Here is an 18786-nt window from a genome sequence, read left to right as displayed (position 1 = left end):
TTTCATGCAGCGTATGGGAATGGTCATAGGCGTCAAGCCGGAGATGATCGCGGAGTATAAAAGGCTGCATGCCGCCGTCTGGCCGGAAGTTCTGGCGCTGATCAGCGATTGCAATATCCGTAACTACACGATTTTCCTGCGGGAGCCGGAAAACCTGCTGTTTGGCTATTGGGAATATCATGGCACCGATTTCAGCGCCGATATGGCGAAGATGGCGGCCAGCCCCAAGAACCAGGAGTGGTGGTCTTTTACCATTCCCTGCCAGAAACCGCTCGAAACCCGCAGGGACGGCGAGTGGTGGGCTATGATGGAAGAGACCTTCCACCACGACTGAACGATTTCCATAGGCACTGACCGCGAGTAAACGGCCATGACAAAAATTACTGATCTTCGTGTTTTCGACCTGCGTTTCCCCACATCCCAGAGCCTGGACGGCTCCGATGCGATGAACCCCGACCCGGATTATTCGGCGGCTTATGTCATTCTCGACACAGATGAGCCGGGTCTTAAAGGCCACGGGCTGACCTTCACCATCGGCCGGGGCAACGATATTTGCTGCATGGCCATCGAAGCGATGCGTCACCTCGTCGTCGGCACCGATCTTGCCACGGTCACTGAGAACCCGGGCAAATATTGGCGGCATCTGACCAGCGACAGCCAGCTGCGCTGGATCGGCCCCGACAAGGGTGCGATGCATCTCGCCACCGGCGCCGTTGTCAACGCGGTGTGGGATTTGCTGGCCAAGAAAGCCGGCAAGCCTGTGTGGCAGCTGGTGGCTGATATGAGCGCTGAAGAAATCGCCGATATCGTTGATTACCGTTATCTCACTGACGTGCTGACCCGGGACGAGGCGCTCGCAATTCTCAAGAAAGCCGAAAGCGGCAAAAAGAAACGCATCGAGACGCTGAAGAGCGAAGGTTACGCCTGCTATACGACTTCCGCAGGCTGGCTCGGTTATGACGACGCCAAGCTGCGCCGTCTTTGCCAGGAAGCCATCGATGCCGGCTTCAACCATGTGAAGATGAAGGTTGGACGTGATCTGGAGGATGACATTCGCCGTCTCACCATTGCCCGAGAAGTGATCGGCCCCGACCGTTATCTGATGATCGATGCCAATCAGGTGTGGGAAGTGGACCAGGCAATCGAGTGGGTGAATAAGCTCGCCTTTTCCAAGCCCTTCTTCATCGAAGAACCGACCAGCCCGGATGATGTCGCCGGCCATCGCAAGATTCGCGCAGCCATTGGTTCAGTGAAGGTGGCGACGGGCGAAATGTGCCAGAACCGCATCATGTTCAAGCAGTTCATCGCTGAAGGCGCGATCGATGTGGTGCAGATCGACAGCTGCCGTATGGGTGGCCTCAACGAAGTGCTGGCGGTGCTGCTGATTGCCGCCAAATACAATCTGCCGGTCTGGCCGCATGCCGGCGGCGTCGGGCTTTGCGAATATGTGCAGCACCTGTCGATGATCGACTATCTGGTGGTTTCAGGCACCAAGGAAGGTCGCGTCATCGAATATGTGGATCACCTACACGAGCATTTCATCGAGCCCTGTGATATCAGAAACGCCGCTTATATGCCGCCGAAACTGCCGGGTTTCTCCATCGAAATGAAGCCGGAGTCGATTGAAACCTACACTTTCGAGGGATGATCGAAAGAGAGCAGCGCCGCTTGAAGGCGCTGCCACTCAGCGTCGTTACCCGGAAGGCCGAAACGGATGTCGTCCGGCCTTTCATCGAAAATGCGCACGAGTATTCCGAGACGGCCGAGATGGTCGAACAGGGCCTCGGCACGCTCGTCCCGCACCAGTGTGAACAGAGGCGTGCCGCCAACCCCGTTCAGACCCGCTTTTTCCAAAAGGCAATTCATGCGCCGTGCTTCATCCGCGAGACGCAGCCGCATCGCAGATTGCCACGTTCCATCCGCCAGGGCTTCCGTTGCAATGTGCAGCGCCGGGCCGGAAACCGCCCATGGGCCGAGCCTCGTCTCCAACCCCGCAGCGATATCAGGGTGCGCAATTGCAAAACCAAGCCGGATTCCCGCCAGGCCATAAAATTTGCCGAAGGAACGAAGGACGACCAGAGCATGCCGATCAACGCTATCCGCAAGGCTCTGGGCGCCTCCGGTTTCGATGAAGGCTTCATCCACCACCAGCAGGCCGCCGTTTCGATGCATTGAATCGGCGAGCCGCAAAAGAGTTTCGCGATCGATGATACGTCCGTCGGGGTTGTTGGGATTGACCACCACCACGTAGTCGTGAGCGATCAGGTCGCTGATATGCTCCACTTCCATCATGGTCAGCCCGGCCATGCGTGCGGTGCGGGCATGTTCCGCGTAGGCAGGTGACAGCACCGCGCCGCTCTTGGCGCCCCGGGCAAGTGCGGTTTGAGCCAGCAGCGGCATGAGCATCTGGGTGCCGGGCGATAGCGTGACATGTCGGGCGGAGGGTGCGCCGAAATGGAGTGCGGCCAGCCGTTTCAGATAGTCGGCCGTCTCGGGCTCCGGCAGGCGAGCGAATGCGCTGGCGGGAATGGCAGAATACGGATAGGGATGCGGGTTGATTCCGGTCGAAAGGTCGATCCACGGTTCAGACGCGTCTGGAAACATCAGGCGCGCTCTGCCGAGATTGCCGCCGTGGCGGATCGCAGCCTGTGCCATTTCTGATATTGTCTCGCCCATGTTCCTCGCTCTCGCTTTCCTGTCGCTCGTGATCGAACGCCTGACCGGTTATCCGGACTGGCTGTTCAAACATATCGGCCATCCTGTCACCTGGGTCGGTTCGCTTATCGCGCTGCTGGACCAAAAATGGAACCGGGGCAGCGCGTCATTTTCACGGCGCAAGGCCGCGGGTGTTGTGGCGCTGGTTGTTTTTGTCGGGCTGACGGCGATCCTTGCATGGTTTGCGCAATCTGTTCTGCTTTTCCTGCCCTTCGGACTTCTGGTGGTCGCCATCCTCGGTGCTTCGCTTCCGGCGCAGAAAAGTCTGGAGCAGCATGTGGAGGCGGTTGCGACTGCGCTGGAGCGTGAAGGAGTTGAGGGTGGCCGCAAGGCTGTCTCGATGATCGTCGGCCGCGACCCGCAAAAGCTGGATGAGGCGGCGATCTGCCGGGCGGCGATCGAAAGTCTCGCCGAGAACTTTTCCGATGGCATCGTCGCCCCTGCCGTCTGGATGGGGCTTCTGGGCCTGCCAGGTGGTGCGGCTTATAAGGCGGTCAATACGGCCGACAGCATGATCGGTCATCGTTCGCCTCGCCATGAAGCGTTCGGCTGGGCTTCGGCCCGGCTTGACGATTTCATCAATCTGCCCGCTTCGAGATTGAGCGGCAGCCTGTTTGTCATCGCCGCATTTTTTGTCGAGGGCGCGTCGCCAAAAGCGGCCATTGCCGCGATCCGTCGCGATGCGCGCCACCACCGCTCTCCCAATGCGGGCTGGCCGGAAGCGGCGCTGGCCGGCGCGCTGGGTTTTGCGCTTGCCGGACCGCGTTCTTACGGCGGACAGATGATCGAAGCGCGTTTCATGGGGGACGGCGGAAGGTCTGCGCTGGTCGCCGGCGATATTCGCACGGCGTTGCGGCTGGCACGGATTGCGGACCTGTTGCTGATCGGCCTATTCGGGCTTCTGGCGATCCTTATCGCGCTATAGCCAGCAGCCCGTCGAGATCGAGGTGCTGTTCCATATGCGCAGCCAGACGGTCGAGAACCGCATCCACCTGCGCATCATAGTTCAGGTCGGTGCCGCACCCGCCGAGACGCTCCAACCATGCGCCGCGCTGGCTATCATGAGCAAAAAGGCCGTGAATATAGGTGCCGAAGACACGGCCGTCGGGTGAGATGCTTCCATCGTAATGCCCGTCGATCGTCGAAAACACCAGATTGCCTGCTGCTCCCGTGGTTTCCCCGACATGCATTTCGTAGCCGGATAAACCAACACCATCAAAGCTCACGCCTTGAACGGAAACGAGTCGCTTGTCACCCGTCAAAACCGTGTCGACATCAAGCAGACCGAGCCCGTCGACAGTCGCAGGTGGTCCCTCGATACCGTCAGGATCCGCAACGGTTTTTCCGAGCATCTGGTAGCCACCGCAAAGGCCGAGAACGTAGCCGCCGCGGCGCACATGCGCCTTTATGTCGATGTCCAGACCCGCATCTTTCAGCACGGCGAGATCGGCAATGGTGGATTTCGAACCGCACAGCAAAACCAGCCGGCAATCGGCGGGAATGGTCTCGCCCGGCCGCACGCGGATCAGTTCCACGTCCGGCTCCATGTCCAGAGGGTCGAGATCATCGAAATTGGAAATGTGCGGCAGGATCGGCACGGCGATGCGGATCTTTGCGCCGGGTTTTCGCTCAGCCGGGCCGGAAAGACCGAGCGCGTCTTCAGCCGGCAGTTTCGTGGCATCGGAGAAATGTGGCAGAAGGCCTATCGAGGCCCAGCCTGTCCTTTTCTGAATTATCCGCATGCCGTCCGAAAACAACGCGGGATCACCGCGAAAGCGGTTGACGATGAAACCTTCGATCATCGCCGCATCGTCAGGTTCGAGGACGGCTTTGGTACCGACAAGGCTGGCGATGACGCCGCCGCGGTCAATATCGCCGATGAGGATCACAGGCGCGTCAGCAGCTCTCGCAAACCCCATATTGGCGATATCATTGGCACGCAGATTGATTTCGGATGCGCTGCCCGCCCCCTCCACCAGCACCAGATCGGCCTGTTGTTTCAGGCGGTTGAAGCTATCCAGCACGCGCGGCATCAACCCGGCTTTCAGGTGCTGGTAATCGGCTGCTCTGGCATTGCCGGCGATTTTGCCCTGAACCACCACCTGTGCCCCGGTCTCGCTCTGCGGTTTCAGAAGAACCGGATTCATGTGGACAGAGAGGGGTACGCCAGCGGCCCGCGCCTGCAGCGCCTGTGCTCGGCCGATCTCGCCGCCGTCGGCGGTAACGGCCGCATTATTCGACATGTTCTGTGGTTTGAACGGCATGACGGACAGGCCGCGCCTGACGAAGGCGCGGGCTAGACCGGCCACCATCAGCGATTTGCCGACATCCGAGCCGGTTCCCTGAAACATCAGAACCCGTGCGGCCATGTCAGAATTCTATCCCTGGCTGTGCTTTCACGCCCGCCTTGAAATGATGTTTTACCAGCGTCATCTCCGTCACCATGTCGGCGGCGTCGATCAGCGGTTGCTTGGCATTGCGGCCGGTGACGATGATGTGCAGATCGGGCCGACGGCTGGCCAGCGTCGTCACGACCTCGTCAAGCGGCAGGTAATCATAACGCAATGCGATATTCAGTTCGTCGAGTATCAGCAGGCCGATCGTCTGGTCAACCATCAGTGTCACGGCTTCTTCCCACGCCTTCGCGGCAGCGGCAACATCGCGCTTCAGATCCTGCGTATCCCAGGTGAAGCCTTCCCCCATGGTACGCCACACCACCTTGTCACCGAACAGAGCCAGCGCCTGCTGTTCGCCGGTCGACCATGCACCCTTGATGAATTGCACGACGCCGACCCTGCGCCCGATGCCGAGCATACGCAACGCAAGGCCGAAGGCGGCCGTGGACTTGCCCTTGCCGGGGCCGGTATTGATCATCAGCAGACCTTTTTCGATGGTCTTTGCCGCGACTTCGGCATCCTGCACCGTCTTGCGGTTGACCATTTTCTGCCGATGGCGCTCGGCTTCGTTGTCGCTGATGTCGCGTGTCATCGCATATTCCTTCTTCACTCCAGCAGCCGGGAACTTATCCCTGCCCTTCGGAGCGGCGACTATACCCAATTTGCCGCACCCGGCAATGCGCGAGCCACGGGGGGCGGCATTGACCCCAAAGCCCGTTCGGCCTAAGGGTAAGGAACTGACGGTCTTTCCCCGGCAACGGGAAAAGCTAAGAGGGAACACGGTTCCACCCTGAAACGGGTCATTCCGTGGCTGCCCCCGCAACTGTAAGCGGCAAGCCCGCACCGTAAAGCCACTGGACCAGAGAGACGGTTCGGGAAGGCGGTGTCCGGGCGCTCATCGAGCCGCAAGCCAGGAGACCTGCCGCTTCAGGAAAAACGTCTACCGGGCGGGGTGCTCCGGTCAGTCGATGACGTCGAACAGCCGGTCTGTGCCTGTGCGCATACCGTTTTCGATATCCGCACCCCGAAGAATTTGACTCGGCGCGGGAACGATACGGTTTGGATATTTCAGCGACATCTTCATTTGCTGGTGGAAACGCGCAGGATGAAACGGCGTCCGGTGTGGTCGTTTTCGTTTGCCGAAGCTGTCGCGACGAAGCTGATCCCAGTGCCGAGCCACGTGCCGGCTCACGTCTTGCCGAGGCCGTCACCGCAGAGGCGGAAGCGTCCGGCATCGCGGTCCGTTCCGTCAATTGTCTCGCCAACTGCAAACGTGGCCTCAGTGCCGTGCTGCGCAGCGCCAATGGCTGGTCCTATGTGTTTGGCGGGCTGACACCCGACGATGCAGGGGACCTGCTGACCGGCGCGCGGCTTCTTTCTGCGTCTTCAGATGGCCTGATGCCCTGGCGCGGCCGCCCCGAACCATTAAAGCGCGGCATGGTGGCGCGCATTCCCCCATTCGATTTTACCGAGGAGAGATCATGAACAACCATCTGGACCGCGTTCCCTGCACCATCGTCACCGGTTTTCTGGGGGCGGGAAAAACGACGCTGTTGCGTGGTCTTCTGGAAAAGCTGGACGGCAAGCGGCTCGCAATCATCGTCAATGAATTCGGCGATATCGGTATCGACGGCGAAATCCTGAAAGGCTGCGGCATTGAAAGCTGCCCCGAAGAAAACATCGTCGAACTGGCCAACGGCTGTATCTGCTGCACGGTGGCTGACGATTTCCAGCCCGCGATCGAACAAATTCTCAGCCGCCAGCCGAAGGTGGAGCATATCCTGATCGAGACCTCTGGTCTTGCCCTGCCTAAGCCGCTGGTCCAGGCTTTCCAATGGCCGGCCATCAAGAGCCGCGTGACCGTGGACGCCGTCGTGGCCGTGGTGGATGGCGCCGCCCTTGCTGAAGGAAAGGTCGCGCACGACATGGAGGCGCTCGCTGCTCAGCGGGCCAATGACGAGGCGCTTGATCACGATGATCCGGTTGAGGAAGTTTTCGAGGACCAGGTCGCCTGCGCCGATCTCATCGTTCTCACCAAGGCCGATCTCCTTGATGAAGCCGGCCTCGACAAGGCGAGGGCGCATGTGCTCGAACATCTGCCGAAGGCGGCGAAGATCGTTGTGGCCTCTAATGGCGCCATCGACCCCGCCGTGCTGATCGGTCTTGGTCTTGCCGTTGAAGAGGATATCGAAAACCGCCGCACCCACCATGACGGTGAACTCGACCATGAACACGACGATTTCGACAGCTTCGTCATCGACCTGCCGGCCGTGGCCGATCCGGAAGCACTGGCGGCGCGCATTGCCGAAACGGCTGCGGCTGAAAACGTCCTGCGCATCAAGGGCTTTGTCGAAGTTTCCGCCAAGCCCATGCGTCTGCAGGTGCAGGCGGTCGGAAGCCGGGTCAATCATTATTACGACCGCCCCTGGGCAGCGGGCGAGCAGCGCCGCAGCCGACTGGTCATTATCGGCGAAAAGGGCATCAATCGCGAAAAGATCGAACAGATGCTGGCCGCCTGACGATGCATATTCTTGCCACCACATCCTCGTCTCTTGACGATCTGATCGAGCCGGTTGACCTCAACCAGCCTCGATCGGATGTGGTGATGCTGTCGTTTTCGACAAGCGATCTTGCCGGGCTTGAGCAGGCGTGGCGACAGGCGGACAGTGTGCTCCCCAGCCTGTCCGCCGCAAACCTCGCCGAGCTTCGCCATCCCATGTCGGTTGACCTGTGGATCGAAAAGACGGCGGAGCATGCCACGGTCATCCTTGTCCGAATCCTCGGTGGAGCGGAACGCTGGCGTTATGGAGTTGATCAGCTTTCCAGCATGGCGCGCCGACGTGGCATAAAGCTTCTGCTTCTGCCCGGCGAATGCAGTGAAAGGGACGAAAAGCTCGAAGCGGCGTCGACCGTGGACACATACATCCTGGCATCCGTCCTTTCCTTTTTCCGCGAAGGTGGAAGAGAGAATATGGGTCGCCTTGCCGGTGGCCTCGCCGCTCTGGCAAGAGATGACGCATGGCCGATGATAGAAGCTGAGCCATTGCCGAAAGCCGGCTTTTATCGGCCGGGGGTGGGGGTGTTGGGGCAAATGGAGGCCTGCTCTGGCTTCCCGGCTGCCGCGCCCGTTCTGCCTATTGTCTTTTATCGCTCCATGTTGCTGGCTGCGGATGCAGCGCCGGTGGATGCGCTCTTTCACGCGCTTTTCGAGCGCGGTTTCTCCCCGGTGCCGATTTTTGTCAGCGGCCTGAAGGATGGCGACGCCCTTCGCTTTCTCGAAAAGGCGCTGAGAGATATTCAGCCCGCTGCCATCCTTGCTGCGACGGCCTTTGCCAGTCAGAGCGATGCCGATGGCCATACGCTGTTCGATCGGCTTGGCGTTCCCGTTTTCCAGGTCGCCATGGCGACGACCCGCCACGACGGCTGGGCGGCGAATGCGCGTGGACTAAACCCGTCCGATCTAGCCATGCATATTGTGCTGCCTGAACTGGATGGCCGGATTTTCGCAGGCGTGATTTCATTCAAACAGCCTTGGACCGATGGCGGTATCAGTCTCGTAAACATGCCGGAGGCGGATCGTGTCGAACAGGTGGCAAGCCGCATCGCGGCCTTCCTGCGTCTGAAAAATACCTCGCCGGAGGAGCGGCGCATTGTCGTTCTGATGCCGGATTATCCGGGTGCAGCCCCGGGGCGAACCGGTTATGCCGTTGGTCTGGATGTGCCGCAAAGCGTGCTCGAAATGCTGCGAGATCTTGCAGATGCCGGCTATTGCGTCGAAGATATTCCCGAAACGGCAAGGGCGCTGCTCGATCGCCTTGAGCAGCAGGAAGCGACGATCGATCTTGCCGATTATCGAGGTTTTCTTTCGGGTTTGCCTGACGATGCCGCGGCCTCCTTGAGTGCGACATGGGGAGCTGCGGAAAGTGATGAAGCTTTTGCCGATGGCGGGTTTCGTTTTCGCGTCGCGCGTTTCGGCCAGGTCTTCGTGGCGCTTGCGCCGGACAGGGGGCGCAATGAGGACCGCCGGGTTGACTATCACGATCCCGCCCTGCCACCGCGCCACGCGCTTGTTGCCTTCGGCGCATGGATGCAGCGCGTGGCATCCGCCCATGCCATCGTGCATGTGGGCGCGCACGGTACGCTGGAATGGCTGCCGGGCAAGACAGTGGCGCTTTCCCGCAAGTGCTTTCCGGAAATTGTCACTGGTCCGCTGCCGGTGATTTATCCGTTTATCGTTTCCAATCCCGGTGAGGCGGCGGTGGCGAAACGGCGTATTGCAGCCGTCACCATCGGTCATATTCCGCCGGTGCTGGTTAATGCCGGGCTTTCGGCGGAACAAATGGCGCTTGAACAGCTGGTCGACGAATATGCGCAGGCCGATGGGCTCGATCGGCGACGGCGCGACCGGCTGGCGAAGCTGATCATTGAAAAAGCGCAGGACACCGGGCTTGCAACCGAGGCCGGCGTGAATACGAAGGACGATGCCGACGCCGCCCTCTCACGCATCGACGCCTTTCTCTGTGATCTCAAGGATTTTGCGATCAAGGACGGCCAACACATTTTCGGCCGATGCGCCGAAGGTGAGGCTGATCCTCTGAGACTTCAAAGCGCCCGGGCCGAGAAGGCGGCCTTGCTTGCCGCACTCGATGGCCGGCACGTTGCTCCCGGTCCTTCCGGCGCACCGGCACGGGGCCGGATCGATGTACTTCCCACGGGCCGCAATCTTTATGCAGCGGATCCGCGCACGATGCCGACGCCCACCGCTTTTGAACTCGGGCGCATGGCCGGCGAAGAGGTGCTCCGTCATCATCTGCAGAGCCACGGGGATTGGCCGAAACATCTGGTGTTCGATCTCTGGGGAAGTGCCAGTCTTCGCAACGGCGGCGAGGATGTGGCGCAGGCGCTGCACCTGATGGGAGCGCGGCCAATTTACGACGCCGGCACCGGCCGCGTGACCGGCATCGAGGTGCTGCCGCCGGCCAGCCTCGGCCGTCCACGCGTTGATGTGACGTTCCGCATTTCCGGCCTGTTTCGGGATATGTTTCCTGCGCTGATCGCGCTTCTCGATGCTGCCGCCAAGGCCGTGGCGCGGCGTGAAGAAGCGCCGGGCGACAATCCGCTTGCGGAAGAGGCGGCTCTGCTCGGTCATATACCACCGCGGATTTTCGGCTCTGCGCCCGGCACCTATGGTGCCGGTATTGAGGAGAAGCTCGCCAGCGGCAAATGGGACGAACGCGAGGAACTGGGTAAAGCCTACTTAGATGCGGCAAGTTACGCATTCGGAGGTGCGGACGGGCTGGAGATTTTCGAGGATGCCGGATTTGCGCAGGCGGTGCGCCGGGCTGATCTTCTGGTTCACACCGGCGATGATCCCGGCCGCGATCTTCTGGACGGTTCTTCCGATGTCGCTTTCATTGGCGGCTTTTCCGCTGCCAAGGCTGTACTTGGAGGCGTTGCCGATATCGTGGCGCTGGATACGACCGATCCGGCGCGCCCACGGGCAAGATCGATGACACAGGCCCTGACGCGGGTGGTGCGGGCCCGCGCCGTCAATCCGCGCTTCATCGAAGGCCAGATGCGACACGGCCCACGCGGTGCGGCGGAGTTTGCCGAGACGGTGGACCGGCTGGTCGGCTTTGCCGAAACCACCAATGCGGTGTCGTCATCGTTGATCGAAGCCCTTTACGATGCCTATTTCGGCAATGAAGCGGTGCGCGATTTCATCCTGCGGGAAAACCCGAAGGCGGCGCGGGTGATGGCGGAACGATTCTTGTCCGCCCGCCGCCGCGGCCTGTGGCACAGTCGCCGAAACGCGGTGGATGCGGAGCTTGAAATGCTGCTTTTGCCCCGTCCGGAAAGGGTCGGCGCGTGATGACGGCCTTATTCAATCCCGTTCAGCCAGTCAGCCGCCGCGGCGCATGCCCGGCTCTCTCTGCACCCATGCCCACCGGCGATGGTCTCCTGTCACGGATCGCATTCGAAGAGGATATCACGCCCCTTGAGATGAAGAGGCTTTGCGATCTTTCGGATTTCCATGGCAATGGCTTGATGGACATTACCGCCCGGGGCAGCCTGCAATTTCGCGGTCTGTCGCCCGAGAGCGCGCGCTTTCTGGAAAAAGAGGTTCTGGCGCTTGGTCTACCGCTTCGCGATGGGCTGGCGGTTGAGGTTTCGCCCTTATCCGGTCGCGACGAGACGGAAATTGCCGATGGCCGTTCTCTTGCAGACGAGATTCGCCGGGAGGCAAAAGCGCTGGGGCTTGCTGAAAAACTCGCCGCCAAAATGTCTGTGGTGATCGACGGTGGCGGATATATCTCCATGGGAGATTTGCTCGCTGACATCCGCCTGAAAGCACAGCGTGTGGAAGGGCAGGTCTTCTGGCGCCTGTTTGTGGGCGGTCCGGAAAGCAGCTCGGTGGATGCGGGGCTGGTTGGCGCCGGCGCCGCAGCTGGTGTCGTCCTTGAATTGCTCGCGCTTCTGGCAAAAAAAGGTCCGCTCGCCCGCGGTCGCGATCTGGATCGGAAGATGATTGAAGCGATCTGCGGTGATCATCTAGTGGATTGGGCCGGAAGCGAGGCATCCCCGTCCTTGGTGCCTTTGGGTTTGATGGCCGCAGGCGGGGCCGGTTTTGCTGCAGGCGTCGCGCCTGCCTTCAGTCAGATCAAAGCCGCTGATATAGCGCGTCTCTGCGAAGCGGCCGCCGTGCTCGGTATTCAGTCTCTTCGGCCAGCGATAAATCATAGCCTGCTGTTTTTCGGTTCCCAGCGCGCGTGCGGCGCACTGCTTGCGAGTGCCGGAACGTCGGGTTTCGTCACGGCTGCCGGCGACGGGCGATCTTCCATAGCAGTCTGTCCCGGCGCTCCCGGTTGCGCGTCGGCCTTTTATCCTACTCACGAACTGGCTTCCTTTGCGGCAGGCACTTGCGCCCCGCTGCTCGACGGTTCCGTGACCCTGCATATTTCCGGATGTGGCAAAGGCTGCGCCCATCCCGCGCCGTCGCTTCTGACCTTTTCAGGTTCCGATAATGGCATGGCTTTTTCGATTTTTGGCCGCGCCGGTGATTCGCCGGACGGCATTTTACCCTTTGCACAACAAAGAGCGGCGCTTTCGCGGCTTGCCCGTCTTTATGAAAAAGAACATAAGCCCGGGGAAAACGCCGCTGGCCTGTTTGCCCGTCTGGGCAGGCAGGCAATTGTCGCGGCGCTTCGACAGGATGACCGATGACCGACTATGACTATATTCGCGATGGCAATGCGATCTATGAGCGCTCCTTCGCCATAATACGCGAGGAAGCGGATTTGTCCGCTTTTGCCGAGGATCAGGCGGACATCGCCATTCGCATGATTCATGCCTGCGGGCTGGTTGAGGCCGCCGCCCATTTCCGTTTCTCCCCGGATTTTGTCTCTGCCGCGCGCGGCGCACTCCTTGCGGGCAAGCCCATCCTTTGCGATGCGGAAATGGTCGCCCATGGTGTGACGCGCGCGCGCCTGCCAGCCGCCAATGCGGTCATCTGCACACTTCGTGATCCGCGCACGCCCGACATTGCGAGGTCCATCGGCAATACACGTTCGGCCGCCGCGCTTGATCTCTGGGCGGAGCACATGAACGGTGCTCTGGTGGCGATCGGCAACGCGCCAACAGCCCTGTTCTATCTTCTGGAGATGCTCGAAAAGGGCGCGCCTCGCCCCGCCGCCATCATCGGCATGCCGGTCGGTTTCGTCGGCGCAGCGGAATCAAAGGATGCGTTGGAAGTCAGTACGCTCGGCATTCCCTATGCCATCGTCAAGGGACGCATGGGCGGCTCGGCCATGACGGCTGCCGCCGTCAACGCGGTTGCGAGGGCGGGCCTGTGAGCGCGGCTCTTTTTGAACATCGTAAGGGGAAACTCGTCGGCGTCGGCACCGGTCCCGGCGATCCTGAACTGCTGACGCTGAAAGCGGTGCGCGCCATCGAGGCAGCCGACGTTCTGGCTTTCTTCTGCAAAAAGGGCAGCAGCGGCAACGGCCGTGGTATCGTCGAGGCCTTTATCCGTCCGGGCACGCTTGAAATGCCGTTGGTTTACCCCGTCACGGTCGAAAGCGACAAGAACGGTGAGGATTATCGCGATGCGATCGCCCGATTTTTCGATCAGTCGGCGAAGGACATTGCAGCACATCTCGAAGCCGGCAGGAATGTTGCCGTGCTCTCGGAAGGCGATCCGCTGTTCTATGGCTCCTATATGCATCTGCATCTGCGGCTTGCGCCGTCCTATCAGGCGGAAGTCGTAGCCGGCATCACCGCCATGTCCGGCTGCTGGTCCATGGCTGGGCTGCCGCTGGTGCAGGGAGACGATATTCTGAGCGTGCTTCCTGGAACGCTTGCAGAAGATGTTCTTTCTGACCGTCTTTCCGGCACGGACGGGGCGGTCATCATGAAAGTCGGGCGCAACCTGCCCAAAATCCGCCGTGCACTGGAAAAGGTCGGCAAGCTCGAACAGGCGCTTTATGTCGAGCGCGGCACCATGGCCAACAGCCATGCAGTGCGGCTCATCGAGCGGGATGCTTCGCCTGCGCCTTACTTTTCGCTGGTTCTTGTACCTGGCTGGAAAACGAGGCCCGGCGCGGGTGAAGCACCATGACCGGCAAGCTCGTCGTCGTCGGACTGGGTCCCGGTAATGCTGCACAGGTGACGCCGGAGGCGCTTGCGGCTGTCGCGGCATCCGACGATTTTTTCGGCTATATTCCTTATCTCGACCGGCTCTCGCTTGGTCCCCATCAGCGCCGCCATGCCTCCGATAATCGTGAGGAGATCTCCCGCGCTGAACAGGCTCTTCGGCTTGCGGCCGAAGGTGGCAGGGTCTGCGTGGTTTCCGGTGGTGATCCCGGTGTTTTCGCCATGGCGGCGGCCATCTGCGAGGCAATCGAAAATGGTCCATCCGAATGGCGCGATATCGATGTTTCCGTCGTGCCGGGCGTGACGGCGATGCTGGCGGTGGCGGCAAGAGCTGGTGCGCCGCTTGGGCATGATTTTTGCGCCATTTCACTGTCGGACAATCTCAAACCCTGGGGAATCATCGAGAAACGACTGATCGCAGCGGCGCAGGCGGGTTTCGTGATGGCCTTCTATAATCCTGTCAGCAAGGCGCGGCCGCATCAGCTCGGCACGGCGTTTGACCTGTTGCGGGTGCATCTGCCCGGATCGGTGCCGGTGATCTTCGGCAGGGCGGCAGGCCGCCTGGATGAGCGCATACGGGTCGTGCCGCTATCGGAGGCGTCGAGCGACATGGCAGACATGGCGACCTGTGTCATTGTCGGTTCGGAAGAAACGCGTTTGATCGAACGTCCCGGAAAAGAACCGATCGTTTATTCGCCTCGTTTTTCGAAAAGAGAAAACTGATGGTGGATGGCGGTGAGCGCAGTCGCTATATCCGGCACCGTTACGCTTGTGGCGGCCGTGTCGTGCGACTGCCTCGGCCGCTCGATCATGATAACCGGCAGATGGAGTTGTCTGGCCGCTTCGATCTTGCCGTAACTTGCTGCGCCACCCGAGTTCTTCGATATCACGACCTCAATGCGGTTTTCTTCCAGCATACGGATTTCGTCCTCCGTTGCGAAAGGACCGCGTGCAGTGATGTAACGCGCATCCGGCAACTTCAGCGGCGGTTCCACGGGATCGACGCTGCGGATGAGATAGTTGTGCTGGGGCGCGGCCTCAAAAGGAAGAAGCTCCTGTCGACCGAGCGCCAGAAACACGCATCTGCCTTGGCCGCCAAGCGCGACGACCGCCTGATCGATGCTCTCGACACTTTGCCAGTTATCGCCCGGCTGAAGCTGCCAGGCGGGACGCGAAAGCCTGATGAGCGGAACGCCGGCGCGCTTCGACGCCTCCACGGCATTGGCGGAAATTCTGGCGGCATAGGGATGGGTCGCATCCACCAGAATATCGAAATTCCCGGCGCGGATGAAATCCGTCAGCCCCGCCGCACCGCCGAAGCCGCCACTGCGCATGGGTACGGGCTGTTCCACCGGGGAGATCGTGCGCCCCGCCATGGAGAGCAGGATACGATAGCTGGAATCTTCGCCCAGCCGGCCGGCCAGGAGGCGGGCATCGGTCGTGCCGCCAAGAATGAGTATGGAGCGTGTCATGACCTCTGAATATTCCGGAACGGGCAAGGCTTCCACCGAAAAGGAAGCAACGCGCTGGCTTTCCATCGTCGGCATCGGCGAGGACGGGCTTGACGGGCTCGGTAAAAATGCGCTGCGGGCAATCGAGGCCGCCGAAATTGTCTTTGGCGGCAAACGTCATCTGGACCTGGCAGCTGCGGCCATTCAGGGCGAGGCGCGGGCCTGGCCCGTGCCATTCGACGTGGAGATGAGGGACGTTCTGGCGCTGCGCGGCAGGAGGGTTTGCGTGCTGGCATCCGGTGATCCATTCTTCTACGGTGTGGGCGTCACGCTTCTGAGAAACGTCCCTGTCCGAGAGGTTGCATCGTATCCTTCGCCTTCGGCCTTTTCTCTCGCGGCTTCCCGGCTCGGCTGGCCGCTGCAATCGGTCGAGTGCGTTTCGCTGCACGGCCGACCCATCGACCTTTTGCGGCCGCATCTCCATCCCGGCACCCGCATCATAGCGCTGACGTCGCACGAGCGTGACCCGGTTTTGATCGCAAAATTGCTGTCTGCCTCCGGTTTCGGCCGGTCGGAATTTACTCTGCTCGAGGCTTTGGGAGGAGAACGGGAAAGATCGCGCCGCCTCCCGGCGAGCGATTTCGCCGTTGAGGACGTCAATGCTCTGAATGTCGTGGCAATTGACGTTGTTGCGGATCAAGGCGCACGTATCCTGCCCTTTGCGCACGGACTTGACGATGGCCTGTTCGAACATGACGGTCAGATTACCAAACGCGAAATCCGGGCTGTGACCCTGTCCTCGCTGGGGCCACGCCGCGGCGAACTGCTTTGGGATATCGGTGCGGGTTCCGGCTCGATCGGTATTGAATGGATGCTGTCGCACCCTTCGCTCCGTGCCATTGCCATAGAGCAGCACCCGGCAAGGGCGGAACGCATAACGTTTAATGCCGACGTCTGCGGTGTTCCCGGGCTTGAGGTCATGATCGGTTCCGCTCCCGACGCTTTTGAAGGGTTACCCCGTCCGGACGCAATCTTCATTGGCGGCGGCGGCAGTCAAGCGGGTGTATTCGATGGGGCCGTGGGGGCATTGAAATCCGGGGGGCGTCTGGTCGCCAATGCCGTGACGTTGGAAATGGAGGCAGTTCTGCTGGCCGCGCATGCGAGGCTCGGCGGTTCGATCGTAAGGCTGGATGTGTCGCGGGCGGCGGCTGTCGGTTCAATGTCGGGGTGGCGTCCGGCCATGCCGGTGACCCAGTGGAGCTGGGTGAAGCCATGGTGATCGTGGCTGGCATAGGCTGCCGCAAGGGAGCGACGGCGGGGATGATCATCGCTGCCTTGCGCGCTGCCGAGCAGGATTTTGGCGTCAAGGCCGACCGTCTGGCAACTGCGCCACTTAAATCGCGGGAAGCCGGCCTTGCGGAAGCGGCGAAAACCCTTTCCCTGTCGCTCGAAATCGTCGCGCAGCACCGGCTTGACGCGGTTATCTCGAAAACACTGACGTTTTCACGCGCAAGTTTCGAGCGGTCCGGTTTGCCGAGCGTGAGCGAAACCGCGGCGCTTGCGGCAGCGGGAGAGAATGCAAGACTGGTTGCGCCGCGGCTCGTACACGGCGATGTGACGGTGGCCATCGCAACCGCTGACGGTGCCGCCCCAGAGGATGGCGGCTGCGCGATCGAACATGGAGAACACGAATGACGGTTCATTTCATCGGTGCCGGTCCGGGCGCCGCCGATCTCATTACGGTGCGCGGGCGCGATCTTATCGCGGCGTGCCCGGTCTGCCTTTATGCCGGCTCGCTGGTTCCGAAGGCGCTGATCGACTATTGCCCGCCGGGCGCGCGTATTGTCGATACGGCCGCACTTTCGCTGGATGAGATCGAGGCGGAATTCATCGCGGCAGCAAGGGAAGGTAAGGACGTTGCACGGTTACACTCCGGCGACCTTTCCGTCTGGAGCGCAATGGGCGAACAGATCCGCCGGCTGGAGCAGCTGGGGCTCGATTACAGCGTGACGCCCGGGGTTCCTTCCTTCGCCGCCGCCGCGGCAGCCTTGCAACGCGAACTGACGGTGCCGGAAGTGGCACAGAGTCTTGTGCTGACGCGGATTTCCGGGCGTGCATCGAAGATGCCCGATGGTGAGACGCTGCAGGCTTTCGGCGCGACGGGCGCGACGCTTGCCATCCATCTTGCCATTCATGCCATCGGCAGGGTCGTGGAAGAATTGACGCCGCTTTATGGTTCCGATTGCCCCGTCGCCATTGTCGTGCGGGCGTCCTGGCCGGATGAGCGGGTCATTCGCGGTAGCCTGTTCGATATCGAAGGCAAGCTTGCGGCCGAGCCTGTCGAGCGCACGGCGCTGATCTTCGTCGGTCGTGGTTTGGCCTCGACGGATTTTCGTGAAAGCGCACTCTACAGTGCAGACTATGTACGCCGCTTCCGGTCTCCAAAGGAGGATGCGGCGGGCTGATGCGACGGGGTGGAGGCGGTGCGTCCCTTCAACGCGCCCTGACGATCGAAAACCAGGATATCCAGTGCTATGGTCGGCGTCCTCAGCGCCGCCGCGGCGGTCACCCAGGCTTTTTCAGCAACGATCGCGCCAAGATCGATAGCGTTGCGATCGGCCAGCTGGAAGGCATGGGCGACGGTGTTGGCGCTGCGAATGGCGTCAGCGATTTCCCCATCGCCACCTGCCTCCCCTGCCAGCGCCGCCAGCGCATCGAGATCGGCAAGACCTTTTTTGGAGTGCACGTCGAGCATCCCCTGGGCGAGCTTCGTCATCTTGGCGACGCCACCAGCAATCGTTACCCGTTCGACCGGGTGGCTGCGCAGATATTTCAACATGCCGCCGATGAAATCCCCCATGTCGATCAACGCGGTCTCGGGCAGTTCATACAGCGCCTGTCCCGCTTTTTCAGAGGTGTTCCCGGTAGCGCCGAGCACGTGAGTGCAGCCGGTCGCACGCGCCACGTCAATGCCTCGCCAGATGGAGTGGATCCAGGCCGAGCAGGAAAAAGGGATAACGACGCCCGTGGTGCCGAGAATGGAGATACCCCCGAGAATGCCGAGTCTGCCGTTGAGGGTTTTTTCCGCAAGTTTCTCGCCGTCTCGAACGGAAATTTCGACTTCGAAATCAGCCTCCGCACCAGCCACCTCGTGAATGGCGGTTTCGATCATCTTGCGTGGCACGGGATTGATGGCGGGTTCTCCTGGCGGCAGGGGCAGTCCGGGCCGCGTGACGGTGCCGACGCCCATGCCGGCCTTGAAGGTGATACCGCTTCCCGGCTGACCGCGCCGCACCGTGCTTTCGATCAGCGCGCCGTGGGTAACATCAGGGTCATCGCCCGCATCCTTGATGACACCTGCGCGGGCGAAGTTTTCACCCTTTTCCTCGGTCGCGAGGGAAAATGCGGGCCTCGCGCCGCTTGGAAGTTCGACCTCGACAGGGTAAGGAAACTCGCCGGTGAGAAGGGCGGCGCAGGCCGCCTTCGTGGCGGCTGCCGCGCAGGTGCCCGTGGTCCAGCCGCGGCGAAGGGTCTTTCCATCCGTTTCCATATGAATTCCTATAGCCGGGACG

18 protein-coding genes and 1 riboswitch are annotated in these 18786 nt (G+C 61.1%); of the genes, 13 read left to right on the top strand and 5 right to left on the bottom strand.

Annotated features, from left to right (window positions below):
* The first annotated feature begins 4 nt into the window (after positions 1-4).
* Complete coding sequence (locus HQN82_RS11975; protein ID WP_006700267.1) at positions 5-334, top strand: L-rhamnose mutarotase; 330 nt, start codon at positions 5-7, stop codon at positions 332-334.
* A gap of 36 nt (positions 335-370) precedes the next feature.
* On the top strand, positions 371-1648 hold the full coding sequence (locus tag HQN82_RS11970; RefSeq protein WP_112765677.1) for an L-fuconate dehydratase: 1278 nt from the start codon (positions 371-373) through the stop codon (positions 1646-1648).
* Here HQN82_RS11970 and cobD read toward each other — a convergent pair.
* Entirely contained in the window at positions 1630-2676 is a 1047-nt protein-coding gene (gene cobD, locus HQN82_RS11965) for a threonine-phosphate decarboxylase CobD (RefSeq protein WP_112765676.1), read from the bottom strand. The genes HQN82_RS11970 and cobD overlap by 19 nt on opposite strands.
* Between cobD and cbiB the strand changes: the two genes are divergently transcribed.
* On the top strand, positions 2675-3640 hold the full coding sequence (cbiB, locus tag HQN82_RS11960) for an adenosylcobinamide-phosphate synthase CbiB (RefSeq protein WP_112765675.1): 966 nt from the start codon (positions 2675-2677) through the stop codon (positions 3638-3640). The two genes, cobD and cbiB, sit on opposite strands and share 2 nt — an antisense overlap.
* On the opposite strand, the gene HQN82_RS11955 is transcribed toward cbiB, so the two are convergent.
* The gene (locus HQN82_RS11955; protein WP_112765674.1) at positions 3627-5084 is read right to left on the bottom strand and encodes a cobyric acid synthase; all 1458 of its coding nucleotides are present in this window, start codon (positions 5082-5084) and stop codon (positions 3627-3629) included. The two genes, cbiB and HQN82_RS11955, sit on opposite strands and share 14 nt — an antisense overlap.
* 1 nt (position 5085) lies before the next feature.
* On the bottom strand, positions 5086-5703 hold the full coding sequence (gene cobO, locus HQN82_RS11950) for a cob(I)yrinic acid a,c-diamide adenosyltransferase (RefSeq protein ID WP_112765673.1): 618 nt from the start codon (positions 5701-5703) through the stop codon (positions 5086-5088).
* A 132-nt stretch (positions 5704-5835) separates the two neighbouring features.
* Positions 5836-6052: riboswitch (cobalamin riboswitch) on the top strand.
* Positions 6053-6170: 118 nt separating this feature from the next.
* On the opposite strand from cobO, the gene HQN82_RS11945 reads away from it, so the two are divergent.
* From HQN82_RS11945 to HQN82_RS11915, 7 genes are read left to right on the top strand one after another with little or no spacing between them, the layout of a single operon-like run.
* Complete coding sequence (locus HQN82_RS11945; protein WP_004444176.1) at positions 6171-6596, top strand: DUF1636 family protein; 426 nt, start codon at positions 6171-6173, stop codon at positions 6594-6596.
* Positions 6593-7630 (top strand): cobalamin biosynthesis protein CobW, encoded by a 1038-nt coding sequence (gene cobW / locus HQN82_RS11940; protein ID WP_004444173.1) that lies wholly within the window; start codon positions 6593-6595, stop codon positions 7628-7630. Before HQN82_RS11945 ends, cobW begins: the two co-directional genes overlap by 4 nt.
* 2 nt (positions 7631-7632) lie before the next feature.
* Positions 7633-10983: a cobaltochelatase subunit CobN gene (gene cobN / locus HQN82_RS11935; protein WP_173614912.1), complete on the top strand. Its 3351-nt coding sequence runs from the start codon at positions 7633-7635 to the stop codon at positions 10981-10983.
* Complete coding sequence (cobG, locus tag HQN82_RS11930) at positions 10983-12335, top strand: precorrin-3B synthase (RefSeq protein WP_173614911.1); 1353 nt, start codon at positions 10983-10985, stop codon at positions 12333-12335. The genes cobN and cobG overlap by 1 nt, the downstream gene beginning before the upstream one ends.
* Positions 12332-12964 (top strand): precorrin-8X methylmutase, encoded by a 633-nt coding sequence (locus HQN82_RS11925; protein ID WP_006700275.1) that lies wholly within the window; start codon positions 12332-12334, stop codon positions 12962-12964. Before cobG ends, HQN82_RS11925 begins: the two co-directional genes overlap by 4 nt.
* Positions 12961-13728, top strand: a complete 768-nt coding sequence (locus HQN82_RS11920; protein WP_112765671.1) for a precorrin-2 C(20)-methyltransferase — start codon at positions 12961-12963, stop codon at positions 13726-13728. The genes HQN82_RS11925 and HQN82_RS11920 overlap by 4 nt, the downstream gene beginning before the upstream one ends.
* Positions 13725-14486: a precorrin-3B C(17)-methyltransferase gene (locus HQN82_RS11915; RefSeq protein ID WP_004444163.1), complete on the top strand. Its 762-nt coding sequence runs from the start codon at positions 13725-13727 to the stop codon at positions 14484-14486. The genes HQN82_RS11920 and HQN82_RS11915 overlap by 4 nt, the downstream gene beginning before the upstream one ends.
* On the opposite strand, the gene HQN82_RS11910 is transcribed toward HQN82_RS11915, so the two are convergent.
* The gene (locus HQN82_RS11910; RefSeq protein WP_112765670.1) at positions 14453-15235 is read right to left on the bottom strand and encodes a cobalt-precorrin-6A reductase; all 783 of its coding nucleotides are present in this window, start codon (positions 15233-15235) and stop codon (positions 14453-14455) included. The genes HQN82_RS11915 and HQN82_RS11910 overlap by 34 nt on opposite strands.
* On the opposite strand from HQN82_RS11910, the gene cbiE reads away from it, so the two are divergent.
* The 3 genes from cbiE to cobM are packed head-to-tail and all read left to right on the top strand — an operon-like array spanning position 15234 to position 17679.
* Positions 15234-16493, top strand: a complete 1260-nt coding sequence (gene cbiE / locus HQN82_RS11905) for a precorrin-6y C5,15-methyltransferase (decarboxylating) subunit CbiE (RefSeq protein ID WP_112765669.1) — start codon at positions 15234-15236, stop codon at positions 16491-16493. The two genes, HQN82_RS11910 and cbiE, sit on opposite strands and share 2 nt — an antisense overlap.
* A complete protein-coding gene (locus HQN82_RS11900) occupies positions 16487-16909 on the top strand; it encodes a cobalamin biosynthesis protein (RefSeq protein WP_004444156.1) in 423 nt (140 codons plus the stop codon). The genes cbiE and HQN82_RS11900 overlap by 7 nt, the downstream gene beginning before the upstream one ends.
* On the top strand, positions 16906-17679 hold the full coding sequence (gene cobM / locus HQN82_RS11895) for a precorrin-4 C(11)-methyltransferase (protein ID WP_004444155.1): 774 nt from the start codon (positions 16906-16908) through the stop codon (positions 17677-17679). Before HQN82_RS11900 ends, cobM begins: the two co-directional genes overlap by 4 nt.
* Here the strand turns inward: cobM and HQN82_RS11890 are convergent.
* Complete coding sequence (locus HQN82_RS11890; RefSeq protein ID WP_162699299.1) at positions 17634-18764, bottom strand: cobalt-precorrin-5B (C(1))-methyltransferase; 1131 nt, start codon at positions 18762-18764, stop codon at positions 17634-17636. The genes cobM and HQN82_RS11890 overlap by 46 nt on opposite strands.
* Positions 18765-18786 lie beyond the last annotated feature (22 nt).

This window comes from Agrobacterium pusense, from assembly GCF_013285525.1.
GTDB lineage: Bacteria > Pseudomonadota > Alphaproteobacteria > Rhizobiales > Rhizobiaceae > Agrobacterium > Agrobacterium pusense.
The sequence above is the reverse complement of the archived record's forward strand: the minus strand, read 5'-3'. Positions and strand labels throughout refer to the sequence as shown.

Coding starts and splice junctions, on each gene's coding strand:
- HQN82_RS11915 (WP_004444163.1), top strand. CDS start 13,725: ATGACCGGCAAGCTCGTCGTCGTCGGACTGGGTCCCGGTAATGCTGCA.
- HQN82_RS11975 (WP_006700267.1), top strand. CDS start 5: ATGCAGCGTATGGGAATGGTCATAGGCGTCAAGCCGGAGATGATCGCG.
- cobN (WP_173614912.1), top strand. CDS start 7,633: ATGCATATTCTTGCCACCACATCCTCGTCTCTTGACGATCTGATCGAG.
- cbiB (WP_112765675.1), top strand. CDS start 2,675: ATGTTCCTCGCTCTCGCTTTCCTGTCGCTCGTGATCGAACGCCTGACC.
- HQN82_RS11955 (WP_112765674.1), bottom strand. CDS start 5,084: ATGGCCGCACGGGTTCTGATGTTTCAGGGAACCGGCTCGGATGTCGGC.
- HQN82_RS11890 (WP_162699299.1), bottom strand. CDS start 18,764: ATGGAAACGGATGGAAAGACCCTTCGCCGCGGCTGGACCACGGGCACC.
- HQN82_RS11925 (WP_006700275.1), top strand. CDS start 12,332: ATGACCGACTATGACTATATTCGCGATGGCAATGCGATCTATGAGCGC.
- cobW (WP_004444173.1), top strand. CDS start 6,593: ATGAACAACCATCTGGACCGCGTTCCCTGCACCATCGTCACCGGTTTT.
- HQN82_RS11970 (WP_112765677.1), top strand. CDS start 371: ATGACAAAAATTACTGATCTTCGTGTTTTCGACCTGCGTTTCCCCACA.
- cobD (WP_112765676.1), bottom strand. CDS start 2,676: ATGGGCGAGACAATATCAGAAATGGCACAGGCTGCGATCCGCCACGGC.
- cbiE (WP_112765669.1), top strand. CDS start 15,234: ATGACCTCTGAATATTCCGGAACGGGCAAGGCTTCCACCGAAAAGGAA.
- cobG (WP_173614911.1), top strand. CDS start 10,983: ATGACGGCCTTATTCAATCCCGTTCAGCCAGTCAGCCGCCGCGGCGCA.
- cobM (WP_004444155.1), top strand. CDS start 16,906: ATGACGGTTCATTTCATCGGTGCCGGTCCGGGCGCCGCCGATCTCATT.
- HQN82_RS11910 (WP_112765670.1), bottom strand. CDS start 15,235: ATGACACGCTCCATACTCATTCTTGGCGGCACGACCGATGCCCGCCTC.
- cobO (WP_112765673.1), bottom strand. CDS start 5,703: ATGACACGCGACATCAGCGACAACGAAGCCGAGCGCCATCGGCAGAAA.
- HQN82_RS11900 (WP_004444156.1), top strand. CDS start 16,487: ATGGTGATCGTGGCTGGCATAGGCTGCCGCAAGGGAGCGACGGCGGGG.